This is a genomic window from Citrobacter amalonaticus (assembly GCF_018323885.1).
Taxonomy (GTDB): Bacteria; Pseudomonadota; Gammaproteobacteria; order Enterobacterales; family Enterobacteriaceae; genus Citrobacter_A; species Citrobacter_A amalonaticus.
Genome location: NZ_AP024585.1, coordinates 3093965 through 3108916 on the forward strand (window position 1 = coordinate 3093965; position 14952 = coordinate 3108916).

The 14952-nt window shown below is 54.9% G+C and carries 12 protein-coding genes; 2 read left to right on the forward strand and 10 right to left on the reverse strand.

Annotated elements, in window-relative coordinates; genetic code table 11:
- Positions 1 to 2 precede the first annotated feature (2 nt).
- The 3 genes from napA to napF are packed head-to-tail and all read right to left on the reverse strand — an operon-like array spanning position 3 to position 3230.
- Positions 3 to 2489, reverse strand: a complete 2487-nt coding sequence (gene napA / locus KI228_RS14750; protein ID WP_044258593.1) for a nitrate reductase catalytic subunit NapA — start codon at positions 2487 to 2489, stop codon at positions 3 to 5.
- Positions 2486 to 2749, reverse strand: coding sequence for a chaperone NapD (napD, locus tag KI228_RS14755; RefSeq protein ID WP_043000078.1), 264 nt, complete (start codon positions 2747 to 2749; stop codon positions 2486 to 2488). The genes napA and napD overlap by 4 nt, the downstream gene beginning before the upstream one ends.
- Positions 2739 to 3230 (reverse strand): ferredoxin-type protein NapF, encoded by a 492-nt coding sequence (gene napF / locus KI228_RS14760; RefSeq protein WP_043000077.1) that lies wholly within the window; start codon positions 3228 to 3230, stop codon positions 2739 to 2741. Before napF ends, napD begins: the two co-directional genes overlap by 11 nt.
- A 410-nt stretch (positions 3231 to 3640) precedes the next feature.
- Between napF and eco the strand changes: the two genes are divergently transcribed.
- Positions 3641 to 4138, forward strand: a complete 498-nt coding sequence (eco, locus tag KI228_RS14765) for a serine protease inhibitor ecotin (protein WP_043001880.1) — start codon at positions 3641 to 3643, stop codon at positions 4136 to 4138.
- 47 nt (positions 4139 to 4185) lie between these two features.
- Here the strand turns inward: eco and mqo are convergent, their stop codons facing one another.
- Positions 4186 to 5841 carry a malate dehydrogenase (quinone) gene (gene mqo, locus KI228_RS14770; protein WP_061069848.1) on the reverse strand — a complete coding sequence of 552 codons (1656 nt, stop codon included), beginning with the start codon at positions 5839 to 5841 and terminating at the stop codon, positions 4186 to 4188.
- Between the two features lie 277 nt (positions 5842 to 6118).
- Between mqo and KI228_RS14775 the strand changes: the two genes are divergently transcribed.
- Entirely contained in the window at positions 6119 to 7366 is a 1248-nt protein-coding gene (locus KI228_RS14775) for a SulP family inorganic anion transporter (protein WP_061069847.1), read from the forward strand.
- On the opposite strand, the gene mgtE is transcribed toward KI228_RS14775, so the two are convergent.
- The 6 genes from mgtE to KI228_RS14805 all read right to left on the reverse strand — a co-directional run bounded on the left by mgtE (position 7329) and on the right by KI228_RS14805 (position 14724).
- On the reverse strand, positions 7329 to 8765 hold the full coding sequence (mgtE, locus tag KI228_RS14780) for a magnesium transporter (RefSeq protein WP_043000074.1): 1437 nt from the start codon (positions 8763 to 8765) through the stop codon (positions 7329 to 7331). The two genes, KI228_RS14775 and mgtE, sit on opposite strands and share 38 nt — an antisense overlap.
- A gap of 140 nt (positions 8766 to 8905) precedes the next feature.
- The gene (locus tag KI228_RS14785) at positions 8906 to 10549 is read right to left on the reverse strand and encodes a multidrug ABC transporter permease/ATP-binding protein (RefSeq protein WP_044258587.1); all 1644 of its coding nucleotides are present in this window, start codon (positions 10547 to 10549) and stop codon (positions 8906 to 8908) included.
- 75 nt (positions 10550 to 10624) lie between these two features.
- Positions 10625 to 11275: a DNA oxidative demethylase AlkB gene (gene alkB / locus KI228_RS14790; protein ID WP_058586850.1), complete on the reverse strand. Its 651-nt coding sequence runs from the start codon at positions 11273 to 11275 to the stop codon at positions 10625 to 10627.
- Positions 11275 to 12339, reverse strand: a complete 1065-nt coding sequence (gene ada, locus KI228_RS14795; RefSeq protein ID WP_044328459.1) for a bifunctional DNA-binding transcriptional regulator/O6-methylguanine-DNA methyltransferase Ada — start codon at positions 12337 to 12339, stop codon at positions 11275 to 11277. Before ada ends, alkB begins: the two co-directional genes overlap by 1 nt.
- Positions 12340 to 12422: 83 nt before the next feature.
- Entirely contained in the window at positions 12423 to 13478 is a 1056-nt protein-coding gene (apbE, locus tag KI228_RS14800) for an FAD:protein FMN transferase ApbE (RefSeq protein WP_044266183.1), read from the reverse strand.
- Positions 13479 to 13593: 115 nt separating this feature from the next.
- Positions 13594 to 14724: a porin OmpC gene (locus KI228_RS14805; RefSeq protein ID WP_043000069.1), complete on the reverse strand. Its 1131-nt coding sequence runs from the start codon at positions 14722 to 14724 to the stop codon at positions 13594 to 13596.
- Between the last annotated feature and the right edge of the window lie 228 nt (positions 14725 to 14952).

Consider the following 14952-nt stretch of genomic DNA (forward strand, 5'->3'; position numbering starts at 1 on the left):
TGTTACACCTTCGCCAGTTTCACGGCGCACTTCTTGAAATCCGTCTCTTTAGAGAGCGGATCCGTCGCATCCAGCGTCAGGTTATTCACCAGCTGTGCGGCGTCGAAGAACGCCATGTAGACCAGCCCCTGCGGCGGACGGTTACGTCCACGGGTTTCAACAATGGAAATCACCTCACCACGACGTGAGATCACTTTGACCTTGTCGCCACGGCGCATATCCCGTTTTTTCGCATCCAGCGGATGGATAAACAGAACCCCTTCCGGGAACGCACGGTGCAGTTCCGGCACGCGGCGCGTCATACTGCCGGTATGCCAGTGCTCTAGCACACGCCCCGTGGAAAGCCACAGGTCGTACTCGGCATCCGGCGCTTCTGCGGCCGGTTCAAACGGTAGCGCGAAGATCACCGCTTTACCGTCTGGCTTACCGTAGAACTTGTAGCCTTCACCTGCTTTGACGTACGGATCGTTGCCTTCGCTGTAGCGCCACTGCGTCTCTTTCCCGTCAACCACCGGCCAGCGAAGGCCGCGCGCCTTGTGATAGTCATCGAACGGGGCGAGATCGTGACCGTGTCCACGACCAAACCAGGCGTACTCTTCAAACAGCCCTTTTTGCAGATAGAAGCCCAGCTCACGTGATTCGTCGTTAAGCTGATCCTCTTTCAACTCCGTCAACGGGAACTTGCTCACCGCAGGGGTGGCAAACAGCACGTCGTACAGGGTTTTGCCGCGCAGTTCCGGTTTCTGTGCCAGCAGCTCTTCCGGCCAGACCTCTTCCGTTTTAAAACGTCGCGAGAACTGAACCAGTTGCCACAGATCGGATTTCGATTCGCCCGGCGCTTTAATCTGTTGACGCCAGAACTGGGTACGACGCTCGGCGTTACCGTAAGCCCCTTCTTTCTCCACCCACATTGCGGTTGGCAGGATCAGGTCCGCGGCCAGCGCGCTGACGGTCGGGTACGGATCGGAGACAATGATAAAGTTGCGTGGATCGCGCCAGCCCGGCAGACGATCTTCGTTGATGTTCGGACCGGCCTGCATATTGTTGGTACACATCGTCCAGTAGACGTTCAGCTTGCCGTCTTTCAATGCCCGGTCCTGGGCAACTGCGTGGAGACCGATTTTCGCCGGAATGGTTCCAGCCGGGATATTCCAGTGCTTTTCACAGATCTCACGGTGTTTTTCGTTAGTGACCACCATGTCCGCCGGCAGACGGTGGGCAAAGGTTCCCACTTCACGCGCGGTACCACAGGCAGAAGGCTGACCGGTCAGTGAGAACGGTCCACAGCCCGGCTGCGCGATTTTGCCAGTCAGCAGGTGAATGTTGTAGATCAGGTTGTTGGCCCACACGCCGCGCGTATGCTGGTTGAAGCCCATCGTCCAGTAAGAGATGACTTTCTTGTTCGGGTCGGCATACAGCTTCGCCAGTTGCTCCAGCTGATCTTTCGGCACGCCGGTCATTTCAGCGGTTTTATCCAGCGTGTATTCAGCCACAAACGCTTTGTAGTCTTCAAAGCTCATCGGCTCAGAAGCATCAGAGCCTGGGTTTTTCGCGGCTTTTTCCAGCGGATGCGTCGGACGCAGGCCGTAACCGATATCCGTTGCCCCTTTGCGGACGTTGACGTGCTTGCTGAAGAAGTCCTGGTTAATCGCGTTGTTTTGAATGATGTAGTTAGCGATGTAGTTGAGGATCACCAGGTCAGACTGTGGCGTAAACACCATCCCGTTGTCCGCCAGCTCGAAGCTACGGTGCTGGAAGGTGGACAACACGGAGACGTTAACATTCGGATCGGAGAGACGACGGTTGGTAATGCGCGACCAGAGGATCGGGTGCATTTCCGCCATGTTCGAGCCCCACAGGACAAACGCATCGGCATGCTCGATATCATCGTAGCAGCCCATCGGTTCGTCCATGCCAAAGGTACGCATAAAACCTACCACCGCTGAGGCCATGCAGTGACGCGCGTTGGGATCGAGGTTGTTCGAGCGCAAGCCCGCTTTAAACAGTTTGGAGGCGGCGTAACCTTCCCAGATGGTCCACTGGCCGGAACCAAACATGCCGACAGACTCCGGGCCTTTCTCTTTCAGCGCGGTTTTAAACTTCTCTTCCATCACATCGAAAGCCTGATCCCAGCTGATCGGCGTAAATTCACCGTCTTTGCTGTACTTACCGTCTTTCATACGCAGCAATGGCTGCGTTAAACGGTCCTCTCCGTACATAATTTTGGGCAGGAAATAGCCCTTGATGCAGTTCAGACCACGGTTAACCGGGGCTTCCGGATCACCCTGACAGGCGACAATACGCCCCTGCTGAGTGCCGACCAGCACGCCACAGCCTGTACCACAAAAACGGCACGGGGCTTTATCCCACTTAATGGCTTCCTGTTGACCGACAACTGCGCGGGCAACGCCCGGTACGCTTAGCCCGGCAGCCGCCGCAGCGGCCGCAACGGCGTTAGCTTTCATAAAGCTACGACGACTGAGTTTCATGGTGTTTCCTCACCTTGTTCTTCCTGCTGGTGATAAACCAGCGACACCGCCAGCACGCCCGCAACGTTGCGTACCGACTCAATTGTTTGCATCAGCGTTTCGCTGTGTTCTGCTTCAACCACCGCAATCATCTGGCCGCTTTGCTCGTCGCTTACGGCCACTTCGCAGCCCGGCAAAGCATTTAGCTGCGTGCTAATATCCTGTACCTGTTCGCCTTTGGCCTGAACAATCAGGCTGCAGACCTGCCAGTTAATGTGCATGGTTATACTCCGCGGTAATGGCTGACACCGGGCAACTGGCGACACACGCGCCGCATCCGTTACAGTTCTGGTTATCGAGTTGTGGCTGATAAATGCCGGACAACGTTGGGCGAAACAGGATCGCCTGCGGTTCACAGCTATCCTGACAGCGGCGGCACTCTACGGACTGATACGCCAGACACGCTTGCCCAATGGTGAAAATCAGATCCCATGCCCTGGTGTGGCGCGGAGAAAAGAGAGATTCAGGGCAAGCCTGCGCACAGGCGTAGCAGAAGGTGCATTCGCTTTGTTGGAAATTAACGCTCGGATAGCCACCCGGGCCACGCTGCAAAACATCGTGTTCACAAGCCTGAATACAGGCGTCGCAACGGGTGCACTGGGACAGAAACTGAGATGCTTCCATGATCCACGGCGGACGAATCCCACGATTGGCACTACGCCAACTGCCAGTCAGTATGCCTCGACGGGATAGATCAACCATGGCATCGCCCTTCCATAAACGACGCTCCCCCGGCTGGGTGAACGACAATAAAAACCGCGTTACTACTAAGTCATTATTATGATCGGTAAGATAGTAAAGGATGTGTTCCAGGTGCATACCCCAATCGGGGTAAAACCAGTGGTTGGATCAAAAGAGTGTTAATGAAGCTTGTCAGAATGTGCTTCTCCGCACAGATCAAATGGTTATGTAATATTTTATATATCGCAATGATTGTCGGGATAATTAACCAAAACAAACGGCAAAAACAAGAATAAATAACCAACCAATTTACATAACCACAGTAAATAGACTTTAAAAATACGTAAAGACAGATCAATGATTCTGGTCTATATGTTAATCTGCCGTGAAATCGTTCATAAGATAAAAAAGGAAAACCTGTGAACTCAAAAATAAAGACAATGGTTCCTGCCGTTTTGTTCGCTGCTTTCGCCAGCACCTCTGTGTGGGCGGCCTCCACGGAAGCTAATCCGCAACCGCTGGAAAAAATCGCCCCCTGGCCGCAGGCGGAAAAAGGCATGAAGCGCCAGGTTATTCAGCTACCCCATCAGGAAGATGAATCTACTCTTAAAGTGGAACTGATGATCGGACAGACGCTGGAAGTCGACTGCAATCAGCATCGCCTGGGCGGCGAGCTGGAAAGCAAAACGCTGGAAGGTTGGGGTTATGACTACTACGTCTTTAATAAAGTCACCTCCCCGGTATCGACCATGATGGCCTGTCCGGATGGCAAAAAAGAGCAGAAATTTGTGACTGCATATTTGGGTAATGACGGTATGCTGCGTTACAACAGCAAGTTGCCGATCGTGGTGTATACCCCGGCAAATGTTGATGTGAAATTCCGCATCTGGAAAGCGGAAGATAATGTGCAGAACGCGGTAACGCGTTAAGTCTCTGATGATGCCGGATGGCGGCACAGCGCCATCCGGCAATACCGTTACAGTGCGATATCTGCCACTTCTTTACGCGCAGGCTGAGCCTGTGGTTTAAGCTGCGCTTTTGGTGCCGCGTCCGTCGTCTGCGGCTGGACATATTGCAGCCCCAGCACTTCACTGGTGTATTGCAGTTCCTGCTGCGTCGCCTCAACGTTGCCGTTCAGTTTTGTACCGTAAGACGGAATAATCGTTTTCAGCTTCGCCTGCCATTGCGGCGTACTCACCTTCTCTTTAAAGACGGTTTCCATCAGATGGAGCATGATCGGTGCCGCAGTGGATGCGCCCGGTGACGCGCCCAGCAGTGCGGCAACGGTCCCCTCTTTGTCGCTCACCACTTCCGTCCCCAGACGCAGCACGCCCCCTTTGTCTTCATCACGTTTGATGATCTGGACACGCTGACCCGCCTGCCACAAACGCCAGTCCGCTTTCTTCGCCTGCGGATAGTACTCTTTCAGCGCGTCGAAGCGGTCATCATCGCTCAGCATCACCTGACTAATCAGGTATTTCACCAGATCGAAGTTATCCATCCCGACGTTGACCATCGGCATGAAGTTGGAAGGCGTGGTTGAACTCAGCAGATCCCACAGCGAACCGTTTTTCAGGAATTTAGTGGAGAAGGTGGCGAACGGCCCGAACAGCACGACACGTTTACCATCCAGAATACGGGTATCGATATGCGGGACCGACATCGGCGGCGCGCCGACGGAAGCCTGACCGTACACTTTCGCCAGATGCCGGTTCACCACGTCCGGGTTTTCTGCGACCAGGAATTGCCCGCCAACCGGGAAGCCTGCGTACTCTTTGGCTTCCGGAATACCGGTTTCCTGCAACAGTTTCAGCGCTGCGCCGCCCGCACCGATAAAGACGAATTTGGCTTTGATGTTATGTTCCGCTTCGCCGTTTTTCAGATCGGCGACGGTCACCGTCCAGGTATTATCGTCGTTACGTTTAAATCCACGGACTTCGGTGCTCAACTCCAGTGCAAAGTTAGGCTTTTTCTGCAACGAAGCAATCAATTGGCGCGTAATTTCGCCGTAGTTCACGTCCGTTCCCATTTCGGTACGCGTAGCGGCGACTTTCTGTTTCGGATCGCGCCCTTCCATCACCAGCGGTGCCCACTCTTTGATTTGCGCGTGGTCTTCGGAGTAGCGCATACCACGGAACAGCGTGCTTTGTTGCAGGGCCGCATAGCGGGCGCGCAGGAAGTTGACGTTCTCTTCACCCCAGACGAAGCTCATGTGCGGAACGGTGGTGATGAAGGTGCGCGGGTCGTGCATCACGCCACTCTTGACCTGATGCGCCCAGAACTGGCGGGAAATCTGGAAAGCTTCGTTAATTTCGACTGCCTTTTCGGTACTGATACTCCCGTCGGCTTTCTTTGGTGTGTAGTTCAACTCCATCAGCGCAGAGTGCCCGGTTCCGGCATTGTTCCAGCCGTTTGAACTCTCTTGCGCGACACCGTCCAGGCGCTCCACCATGGTCATCGACCAGTCGGGTTCCAGTTCCTGTAGATAAGTTCCCAGTGTGGCGCTCATGATGCCGCCGCCGATCAACAGTACGTCCGTCTCCTGCTCTTCCGCCGCTTTCGCTTTTGCCGCCATCGAGACAGCATTCAGCCCTACGGCCATCGAGAAGAGCATGGCAGTCACTTTTTTCATATGGTTAATGCCTTACTTTTAGTATCGTTTTTTTGCTTTTTGCAGGTGAAAATCGAGCGGCACCAACGTTAACACTTCAGTAATAATATTTAAATATTGTTTATAAATTATATTAAGATTTTAAAAACGTTAAAAATACGTTGAGTCTTTATAGGGTTATTCACAATATTTTCTGGAAACAGACGCTCCAGAAAGGTACTATGCGGCGCGTTGTTATTCACCGCACGGACGCCTGTCGGTCTGCTGTTATCAGGCCCTTTCCGACCTGAGAGTAAATATGTCTGTAACCCCTTCGTCTCCTGCTCTGGCAGCGGAACACACGGTCAGTGGCGTTCTTCGCGCCCCACGTCTGCTGGTACGCGAAACGCTGGCTGGGGTGATCACCGCGCTGGCGCTGATCCCGGAAGTGATCTCCTTTTCGGTGATTGCCGGCGTTGACCCGAAAGTCAGCCTGATTGCCTCAGTGGTGCTTTGTCTGGCAATGTCTTTCATGGGCGGTCGCCCGGCGATGGTCACGGCAGCAGCCGGTTCCGTTGCGCTGGTGATAGGCCCGATGGTGCACCAGCATGGCGTACAGTACATTCTGCCAGCGGTCGTATTAGCCGGGTTTATCCAGATTCTGTTTGGCGTTACCGGGATGGCGCGCCTGATGCGTTTTATTCCCGCCGCCGTCATGACCGGGTTTGTGAACGCCCTCGGTATTCTGATTTTTTTCGCCCAGGTCCCCCATTTCTGGAGCAAAAGCCCGCTCATCTGGGGGCTGTTTGCCTTAACGCTACTCATTGTGTTGTGGGTGCCGCGCGTTATTAAAAGCATTCCTGCGCCGCTGATTGCCATTGTTTTATTGACGCTGTTTACCGCAACCACCGGTCAATTGCTGCCGACCGTCGGTGATGAAGGCGCAATGAGCGGCGGGCTACCGGGACTGACGCAGCTGTTAGTGCCGCTGAATCTGCAAACGCTGACAATTATCTGGCCCTGCGCGCTGAGTATCGCCTTTGTGGGCCTGATGGAGTCGCTACTGACGGCGAAACTGGTTGATGACCTGACGGTCACGCCGTCGAACAAAAATCGTGAAAGCGTGGGTCTGGGGTTCGCCAACATTCTGGCGGGCTTTTACGGCGGCATTGCTGGCTGCGCGATGATCGGACAGACCATCGTGAATGTGGAGATGGGGAAAGGCCGTAGCCGCGTGTCGACGATCGCCGCCGGGTTGGTTTTACTGCTGCTGGTCACTGCGCTGAGCGACGTGATGGCGAAAATCCCGATGTCGGTTCTGGCCGGGATCATGGTGATTGTGGCGGTGAAAACGTTCAGTTGGCACAGTATCCAGCCCGCCACCCTGACGACACTGCCCGTGGTGGAAACGCTGGTAATGGTCATTACCGTTGGCGCAACGGTCTCCACCGGCAACCTGGCGATTGGCGTGGTTGCCGGCGTGGTGGCGATGGGATTACTACCTCGCGTCGTGAAACGTAAACGACGCACTACATCAGAAACAGCGTCGCCAGCCCAAGAAAAATAAAGAATCCGCCGGTATCGGTAATCGCGGTGATCATCACGCTCGAGCCGACCGCCGGGTCGCGCCCGAGCTTCACCATCGTCATCGGGATAATCACCCCCATCAGCGCCGCCATTAACAGGTTCAGCATCATTGCCAGGGTCATCACCCCGCCGAGCGCCATGTCGTCGTACAGCCACCAGGTGATCCCGCCCATAATCCCCCCCCAGACGAGGCCATTGACCAGTGCCACCCCCATCTCGCGCAGAATAAGAAACGTCAGGTTGCCCGGCTGGATGTTTTGTAACGCCAGCGCCCGAACAATCATGGTGATGGTCTGATTACCGGTATTCCCGCCGATCCCGGCGACAATGGGCATCAGCGACGCTAATGCCACCAGTTGTGAAATGGTGTGTTCAAAGCCATCAATCACGCGCGAGGCAATGAACGCAGTACACAGGTTGATAGCCAGCCACGCCCAGCGCGTTTTCACCGCTTTGGGAACGGGCGCAAAAACATCCTCTTCGGCGCTCAATCCGCCCATTCGACGCAGATCGGTGTCCGTCTCTTCGTAGACCACGTCGACGATCTCGTCGATCGTCAAACGTCCCATCAGTTTACCGGCAGAATCGACTACCGCCGCACTGACCAGGTTGTCACGCTCGAAGGTACGCGCCGCATTTTCCGTTTTATCTTCCGGGGCGAAGGTCAGCGGATCGTCATCCATCACCTCGCTGACTTTACACTGCACGTCATTGAGCAAAATACAGGTCAGGGTTAGCTCACCAACCAGCGTTTTGTCGCGACGGGTGACAAACAGTTTGTCAGTGTTTTCCGGCATCTTGCCCAGACGACGCAGATAACGCTGCACTACTTGCAGCGTCACATCCGGGCGCACGGTGATGACCTCGAATTCCATGATCGCGCCGACGCGATTCTTTTCGTAATGCATGACCTGGCGCACGCGGGCCCGCTCTTCGGGCGGCAGCGTCGCCAGCAACCGGCCTGTGAGGTTACGCGGCAGGTGCTGAACCAGGTAAATCTGTTCGTCGATGTCGAGATATTGCAGCGCCTCAAGCAGTTCCCGGTCGGTCATTTCATCGATCAGGTCATCCCAGACGTTTTCGGACGCCTCAAGCAGGACGTATCCACGCTTATCACTCTGAATCAGCCGCCAAAGGGCGTGACGTTCTTCCGACGGGAGCGCTTCAAGGGTATCCGCCAGGTCAGGTGGTGGAAGATGGTCGACCAGCGCGCCTACCTCAGCAATATCGTCGGCTAACGTTCCGACATCATATTGCTCAGCCAGGGTGAGCTTGCCTAACAGGGTGGAAACAATGGCTTTATCGGTGGTAAGCAGCCAGATCAGCCGCGCACGCTCTTCATCGCGCAGCCTTGCGCTGTTTTGGTGTTTTGCGAACATTAATCATAAATCCATGATACGAGATGCCATTAAGCATGGCGCGAGGTTATGTAAATAACAATAAACGGGGGCGTCAGATGAATAAAAAAACAACCGTTGTCCCGAAACGCCTTGCGCCATCGGGACCACGGTCAGATGAATCAGGCCGTGCGCGCGACGGCATCGCGTGACGCAGCATCACGCTCATCGCCCACCAGCTCAATCAGTTGTCCGTTACGCATTTCCAGCAAACGATCGGCGTGAATAAAATAGTGATCGTCGTGACTAATGGCAAAAATGGTTTTCCCCATCTCCTGCATCAGCGGCAACAACACCTGGTAAAACTCGCGGCGGAAGTGCGGATCCTGATCGGCCGCCCACTCATCGAGCAGGATAATGTCGCGATCTTCCGCCAGCGCCAGCAGCAGCGCCACGCGCTTTTTCTGCCCCTTCGACAGTTTCAGATTCAGTATCCGGCCATCGCTCAGCTCCAGTTTGTGCGCCATTTTCAGGTGCCCCAGCCACTTCTCAACCAGAGCAGGATCGGCCGGTTTGCCTTCTGGTCCCAGTAGCTGGTCAAACAGCCAGACGTCGGTAAACACCGCGGAAAAGAGCTTGCGATAATCTTCCGGCTTTTCGGCGCTGACAGGCTTACCGTCCAGCAGGATCTCCCCTGATTGCGGCTGGTACAGCCCCGTCAGCAGCATCGCCAGCGTCGATTTGCCGCTGCCGTTACCGCCGATTAAGAACAGCAACTCACCGCGATTGATCGTCAGATTCACCGGCCCCACGGAGAACGCATTGTCCTGATAGTGGAACATGACGTTACGCAGTTCGAGGGTTTTCCATCCCGGGAACGCCTGCGGGCGCGGAAATTCTGCTTTAAACGGTGCCAGCGCGAATGTGTTCAGCTTGTTGAAAGCAACCTGCGCCGTAAGCAGCGTAGGGAGTGCTCCCACCGCCGACAGCAGCGGCGTGCGCAGGAATAAAAGCGTCAATGAGTAGGTCGCCGCAACGTTGGTATCCGCCCAGCCGAGACTGTTTGCCATCCAGAACACCAGGCCAATCGCGCCGAGCATCATAATGTTCGACCAGTTCACGGCGCTGAGGTGGAAGGTATCGGCGCGAATAATGTGGTGGCGATACGCTTTGGCATCCGGAATATAGAGGTTGTTGAAGATATGTTCCGCCCGCTCGCGGTTGAGCGTCAGCTCTTTGCGTCCTTCCAGCACCGTCTGATAATCGTTATACAGCTTATCTTCGGTTTCGCGCAGCGTCGCCATGTGCCGGTAAACCCGCGACACCAGCATAAACCCACCCCAGATGGTTATGACCATCCAGATAGCGGTCACCAACAGCATTTTGGTCGACAGCATCGCCAGATACGCCGCCGAACCGACGGTCAGAATAATCCCCTGCACCAGTTCAGGCAGACGAACAAAAGCGATGGTGATATTGCGCACGTCGCTGGTCAACCCGGCCAGCAGAGAGGCACTGCCCAGTTGTTCAATACGTTCCACGTGCGTATCGAGAATACGCTTGATGAATTCACTGCGCAGACGGAAGACAAAGTGGTGTCCCAGCGTGGTGAGCGCCAGTTGTGAACCCAGCGTCACCGCCATCAGCAGTAACAGTAGTCCGAGAAATTCCGGTAAAACCAGCAGAGAGGGATCCGCAGTCTCAATAAGACGCTGATTGATAAAAGCGATAAGGCCAATCCCCAGCGCCGCGCTGACGAGGCTGAGCGCCATCACGCAAATAAATGGCCAGCGATACTGCCGCCAGACAAGAAGAAGTAGTTCCATTCATACAACCCGGACAAGGAATAACAGCCCGCAGTTTAAACATCTCAACGCGTTCAGCAATAATAATTCTTATTTTTATTCTTTTTTACCCGCCTGGCGAAAAGTCAGATTGTAACGACAGTCGGCGGTCGCCGGATGGAACCCAGCCTTCAGCGGCTGAATTCCGTGGTAAAACAAGCGCGATTCGCCGCCCCAGACCACTACATCGCCATGTTCCAGTAGAACGCGCGTCAGCGGATCGCTACGTTTCAGGCCGCCAAACTGAAAGACAGCCGGTAATCCCAGCGAGACAGAAACAATAGGCGCCCGCAGATCCGGCTCGTCTTTATCCTGGTGCAGCGAAAGCTTTGCGCCAGGCGCATAGCGGTTGATCAGGCAGGCGTCCGGCTGATAATCCGTATAGCCTGCCGCCGTTGCCGCCTGCTGACACAACCGCAGGAAGGACGGCGGAAAATCCGGCCAGGCGTGCCCCGTCAGCGGATCGATTGGCGAATAGAGGTAGCCGTGACGGTCGGTCGTCCAGCCCAGCCGTCCACAGTTAGTCATCGCCACCGACATGGTGTAACCGCCGGGGGTGATCATCTGGCGAAACGGCGACCGACGGGCGACCGCCTCAATCTCCTGCACCAGTTGCAACGCTGTGTTGAAGGCAAAGCGGCGCAAAATGACGGCACCAGGTGCCAGCGGTTCCTGCCAGGGCTGCGAATCGGCAAACAAATCAAGCATTATGCCCCCTCATCAGGAGACTCACGTCGCAGGATTTGTGCCTTACGCGACACGCCCCAGCGATAGCCGGAAAGCGATCCGTCTCCTCGCACAACGCGATGACAGGGGATCACGATCGCCAGTTTATTCGCGCCACAGGCGCTGGCGACGGCACGAACCGCGTTCGGCTTACCGATGGCTTTTGCCAGTTGCTGGTAGCTGACGGTCTCACCGTAAGGGATCGCCCGCAGCGCCTGCCAGACCTGTTGTTGAAACGCGGTACCCTGAATATCCAGCGGCAACGACAGCGCGGCATCACGCCCGTCAATACTGGCGATAACGCGGTGAATACGCTGCTGGAAAGCGGGATCGGCGGGTTGAGCCTGAGCGGCCGGGAACAATGTCCGCAGTTCAGCCATCAGCGCCGCATCGTCATCTCCTAACAAAATGGCGCAAATCCCCCGCTCGCTTTCCGCCACCAGACAGCGTCCGAGTGAGCAATCCGCCAGCGCATAGCGCACCGCCAGCTTGTCACCGCCGCGACGGAACTGCTTCGCCGTCATCCCAAGCGTTGCATCAGCATTACGATAGTAGCTGCTGCTGTCCGGGAATCCGGCATTCAGAATCGCCTGCGTCACGCTTTCGCCGTGGCTCAGGGCATCGCGCAGTCGGCGGGCGCGATACGCCTGCTGCCACGCTTTTGGCGTCATCCCGGTCGTGGCTTTGAACACGCGATGCAGATGGTACGGACTCATCGCCACCTGTTCAGCCAGCGCATCGAGCGTGATGGGGCTCTCCTGCTCCAGAAGCTGACAGGCAAGCGTAATTTTATCCAGTCGATGCTGCCGGGCGTTGGCTTTATCCGGCTGACAGCGTTTACACGGGCGAAACCCGGCCAGCAACGCGGCCTGCGCGTCAGGAAAGAAGCGGACATTTTTACGCAGCGCATGTTTTGCCGTGCAGGAAGGTCGGCAAAAGATGCCGGTCGTCTGCACCGCAAAGACAAACTGTCCGTCAGCCTCAGAATCACGTTCCAGCACCGATTGCCAGCGCTGGTCGTCATTTACGCGTAGAGAATTTTTCATACTGGACTCCTTCGTTAAGCATAGTGCCTGCTTAGCGGCAGTGTGTCCGAAACCCATCACACGAAAACCCGCAATCTTGCTTTTTAATTTTGTTCACGAATGAGAAAACTTTCAAACTGCGGAGACATCCAGGTTTTGAATCCCTCCCCCTCTTTGATAATCATGTACACCGCCAGCCCTTCCCGGCGTACGACCTCTTTGGCTTTCTCCGTGCCGAGCACCATCAGTCCGGTATCCCAGCCATCCGCTTCCAGCGCCGTTGGCGCTATCACCGTCACTGACACCAGATTATGCTCAATGGGGCGTCCCGTCTGCGGATCGATAACATGAGTGAGGCGTTTTCCGTTCAGCTCATAATAGTTGCGATAGCTGCCGGAGGTACTAATACCGTGCCCGTTAATATCCACCACCGCCTGAACCGCGTTTTCACGGTCGGTAGGCTTCTGGATCGCCACCCGCCACGGATGCCCTTCAGCGTTCATCCCGCGACTGTTCAGCGCCCCCCCGACAGAGACCAGATAGCGTGCGATACCTTCGCGCTCCATCAACTGTGCCAGGTGATCGGCGGCATAGCCTTCACCGACAGTGGAGAGATCGACAAACAAATCTGGCAGATCTTTTTGCAGGTACTGCTGTTTCGCCTGGTTGATCACCGACAGGTGCTGCAACCCGCTGTTGGCTTTTGCCGCATCAATTTGCGCCTGCGTCGGGATCTGGACCGGTTGCTTGTCGGGACCAAACCCCCACAAGTTCACCAACGGCCCAACGGTGATGTCCATCGCCCCCTGGGTTTTATGCCCAATACGCAGCGCTGAGGTAACAATGTCCGCCATTGCCTCGTTGACGGGCCAGGGAGAAAGACTTTTCGACTGGTTGAAGCGCATTAGCGCCGAATCATTTTTATAAGTGGAGAGCAGTTGGTCGTCGGCATCCAGTTGCGTCTGAATTTTCGTTTGTAGCGCCGCTGCTGATTTGGCATCGACTCCGACCACGCTCACGCGCCAGAAGGTGCCCATTGTTTTCCCTTCCAGCACGACCGGAGCCGCGGCAGGCGTTTGCGCCGCGTCCGGTGCGTTATCGCACCCGGTAAAAAAGAGAGTCACAGCCAGTAAGGCCGCACGAGCAACGTTCATTTCCATACGTGATTGTCCTCCTGCAAAAGAGGCGCAAGAGTACACCAAAAACCGGCGGTTGTACGCCGAAAAACCGCACAAAAAAAGGCCCCGCAGGGCCTTTTATCGACATTAAGCAAACTTAGAACTGGTAAACCAGGCCCAGTGCAACAACGTCGTCGGTGCTGATACCGGCATCACGAGTGAAGTTGTTGTCATCCAGCAGGTTGATTTTGTAATCAACGTAGGTGGACATGTTTTTGTTGAAGTAGTAGGTTGCGCCCACATCAACATATTTCAGCAGATCTTCATCGTCGTAGTTACGACCGTTGAGAGTCCCCAGGTTTTTACCTTTGGACTGCAGGTAAGCAACGGACGGACGCAGACCGAAGTCGAACTGGTACTGAGCAACCACTTCGAAGTTCTGCGCTTTGTTTGCCCAACCTTCGCCGCCTACACGCGTTGCGTTATAGGTCTGAGTGTACTGCGCCGCCAGGTACAGGTTGTTAGCGTCGTATTTCAGGCCACCGGTGTAGGTTTCAGCGCGATCGCCGTTACCCAGGTAGATCGCTCTGTTCTGCTCATCAGTACGTTTGGAGCTGCTCACTGCCGCACCCAGACCGAAGCCTTCGCCGATGTCATAGGTTACAGAACCGCCAACGCCGTCACCGTTCTGACGCAGCGCTTCACGACCGTTGTTAGTCACGCCGGTGTAAGCGATGCCATCAGCACCTTCACCAGATGGGCTACCGTTTTTACCCTGATACTGCAGGGCAAAGTTCAGGCCATCAACCAGACCGAAGAAATCAGCGTTACGGTAAGTCGCGAAGCCGTTACCACGCTGCTGCATGAAGTTATCAGAACCGTAGGTATCCCCACCGAATTCTGGCAGGACGTCGGTCCAGGACGTGACGTCATACACAACGCCGTAGTTACGACCGTAGTCGAAAGAACCCGCATCGCCGAATTTCAGACCGGCGAAGGCAACACGAGTCCAGGAGTTGTTTTCGGATTCAGGCGCGTTACCCTGGATCTGATACTCCCACTGGCCGTAACCGGTGATCTGATCGTTAACCTGGGTTTCGCCTTTGAAGCCAATACGCATGTAGGTCTGATCGCCATCAGCGTTTTTATCATCGGAGAAATAATGCAGACCGTCGACTTTACCGAACAGGTCTAATTTGTTGCCGTCTTTGTTGTAAATTTCAGCCGCATTTGCTGCGCCTGCTACCAGCAGTGCTGGTACCAGGAGGGACAGTACTTTAACTTTCATGTTATTAACCCTCTGTTATATGCCTTTATTTGCTTTTTTATGCCACTGCATACTGATTAACCCTCATTAACCAGTCGGCAAGATCATTCTCCTCAAAATTGCAGAATAATCCAACACGAATATGATACTAAAACTTTTAAGATGTTTCATTTATCCACATAGATGTTTCAAAATGTAAATTCCAAGGAACTTTTTTTTTGCTTCAAAAAGACAAAAAATAAGCACAAT

Coding starts and splice junctions, on each gene's coding strand:
- napA (WP_044258593.1), bottom strand. CDS start 2,489: ATGAAACTCAGTCGTCGTAGCTTTATGAAAGCTAACGCCGTTGCGGCC.
- napD (WP_043000078.1), bottom strand. CDS start 2,749: ATGCACATTAACTGGCAGGTCTGCAGCCTGATTGTTCAGGCCAAAGGC.
- napF (WP_043000077.1), bottom strand. CDS start 3,230: ATGGTTGATCTATCCCGTCGAGGCATACTGACTGGCAGTTGGCGTAGT.
- mqo (WP_061069848.1), bottom strand. CDS start 5,841: ATGAAAAAAGTGACTGCCATGCTCTTCTCGATGGCCGTAGGGCTGAAT.
- KI228_RS14775 (WP_061069847.1), top strand. CDS start 6,119: ATGTCTGTAACCCCTTCGTCTCCTGCTCTGGCAGCGGAACACACGGTC.
- mgtE (WP_043000074.1), bottom strand. CDS start 8,765: ATGTTCGCAAAACACCAAAACAGCGCAAGGCTGCGCGATGAAGAGCGT.
- KI228_RS14785 (WP_044258587.1), bottom strand. CDS start 10,549: ATGGAACTACTTCTTCTTGTCTGGCGGCAGTATCGCTGGCCATTTATT.
- alkB (WP_058586850.1), bottom strand. CDS start 11,275: ATGCTTGATTTGTTTGCCGATTCGCAGCCCTGGCAGGAACCGCTGGCA.
- ada (WP_044328459.1), bottom strand. CDS start 12,339: ATGAAAAATTCTCTACGCGTAAATGACGACCAGCGCTGGCAATCGGTG.
- apbE (WP_044266183.1), bottom strand. CDS start 13,478: ATGGAAATGAACGTTGCTCGTGCGGCCTTACTGGCTGTGACTCTCTTT.
- KI228_RS14805 (WP_043000069.1), bottom strand. CDS start 14,724: ATGAAAGTTAAAGTACTGTCCCTCCTGGTACCAGCACTGCTGGTAGCA.